The following is a 1,987-nucleotide window of genomic DNA, read 5'->3' on the forward strand; positions in this document are numbered from 1 at the left end:
GCGGGACGCCGACCGCGAGCGCCGTGCTCGGCGACGTCGTCGCGGTCGCCCGCAACCGGCTGGCCGGCACGCGCGGCCCGGAACTTTCCACGTACGCCGAGCTTCCGGTGCTGCCCATGGGCGATACGCTGACCAGGTATCACGTGTCCCTGGACGTGGACGACCGCCCCGGCGTGCTGGCGCCGGTCGCGGAAGCGTTCGCCAGGCACGACGTCTCCATCCAGGCGGTACGGCAGACGAGCAGGGGCGACGAGGCACTGCTCGTCATCGTCACGCACGAGGCAAGGGACGCCGACCTCGCGGCGACGATTCTCGAACTCCAGGCGCTTCCCGTTGTGAGGGCGGTGGCGAGCGTGATGCGGGTCGAAGGGGAGGAAGATCCGTCATGACTAGTCCGCAGGTGGTGGCGGTCACCGGCGCGCGGGCGCCGTGGCGCGGCGTCATTACCGAGTACCGCGACCGGCTGCCGGTGACGGCCGGGATGCCGGTCATCACCCTGCAGGAGGGCGGCACGCCGCTGCTGCCCGCCCCGGTGCTTTCCGCCAGGACCGGGTGCGACGTGTACCTGAAGGTGGAGGGCCTCAACCCGACCGGCTCGTTCAAGGACCGCGGCATGACGGTCGCGATCACTGTCGCCGCGGGCTCCGGCGCCAAGGCGGTGATCTGCGCCTCGACGGGCAACACCAGCGCGAGCGCGGCCGCGTACGCGGCCCGGGCCGGCCTGACCTGCGCGGTGCTTGTGCCGGCGGGGAAGATCGCGATCGGCAAGCTCGCCCAGGCGCTGGTGCACGGCGCCAGGCTGCTGCAGGTCGACGGGTCCTTCGACGACTGCCTGGAGCTGGCGAGGAAGCTGGCCGTGGACTACCCGGTGGCGCTGGTCAACTCGGTGAACCCGGACCGGCTGCAGGGGCAGAAGACCGCGGCGTTCGAAGTCGTGGACGCACTCGGCGACCCGCCCGACGTGCACTGCCTGCCGGTCGGCAACGCGGGCAACATCACCGCTTACTGGATGGGCTACAAGGAGTACGCGGCCGCGGGGCTCGCGACGAAGCTGCCCAGAATGTTCGGCTTCCAGGCCAGCGGGGCGTCACCGATCGTGGACGGCGCGCCGGTGGTGCACCCGCAGACGATCGCGACCGCGATCAGGATCGGGAACCCGGCCTCGTGGACGCTGGCCGAGGCGGCCAGGGACGAGTCAGGCGGCCTGATCGCCAAGGTCACTGACAGGGAGATCCTCGCGGCTTACCGCATCCTCGCCCGCGAGGAAGCGGTGTGGGGCGAGCTGGGGTCGTCGGCCAGCGTGGCGGGCCTGCTCGCCGCCTCCGCCAGGGGCGAGATCCCGGCCGGTTCCCGGGTGGTCTGCACGATCACGGGCAATGGCCTGAAGGACCCCGACTGGGCGCTGTCCGGCGCCCCCGCTCCGACAACGGTCCCCGCCGACGCGGCCGCCGCCGCGGCGGCCCTGGGTCTCGCATGAGCCGGAGGAGCCGTGACCACCAGCATCCCCGCTGCCCCGGCTACCGCTGCTGCGCCGCTCCGCCTAACGCGCCGAGCGGCCACTTCGTATCAGTTTCGGCCCCAAGAATCGGGCATTTCGGGCGCGAAAAGGGCCAGAAGTGATACGAAGTCGTCGGCAGGGGCCAGAAGTGATACGAAGTTGGCTGAGCCGGAGGAGCGAACGACCTCGTGACGTGGGATGAGGAGCCGGTGCGGGTGCGGGTGCCCGCGACCAGCGCCAACCTGGGGCCCGGGTTCGACGCGCTCGGGCTGGCGCTGAGCCTCTACGACGAGGTCGAGGCGCGGGTCGTGCCGTCGGGGCTGCACATCGACGTCTCCGGCGAGGGCGCCGCCGACGTGACGGACGCGGAGGAAGCGCACCTGGTGGTGCGGGCGATGCGCGCGGCGTTCGACGATCTCGGCGGCGGGCAGCCGCCTGGTATCGAGCTGCGCTGCGTGAACCGGATACCGCACGGGCGCGGCCTCGGCT

At 71.9% G+C, this 1,987-nt stretch carries 2 protein-coding genes and 1 pseudogene; all 3 read left to right on the forward strand.

Going from position 1 to position 1,987, the window contains the following annotated elements; translation table 11 throughout:
- A partial coding sequence (locus WA805_RS29845) for an ACT domain-containing protein (protein ID WP_425243993.1) occupies window positions 1-389 on the forward strand: 389 nt, incomplete at its 5' end.
- Window positions 386-1,477, forward strand: coding sequence for a threonine synthase (thrC, locus tag WA805_RS29850; RefSeq protein WP_422284245.1), 1,092 nt, complete (start codon window positions 386-388; stop codon window positions 1,475-1,477). The genes WA805_RS29845 and thrC, both read left to right, overlap by 4 nt.
- Before the next feature lie 209 nt (window positions 1,478-1,686).
- A pseudogene (locus tag WA805_RS29855) lies at window positions 1,687-1,987 on the forward strand (homoserine kinase); the annotation flags it as partial.

The organism is Trebonia sp. (assembly GCF_049794275.1).
Taxonomy (GTDB): Bacteria; Actinomycetota; Actinomycetes; order Streptosporangiales; family Streptosporangiaceae; genus Trebonia.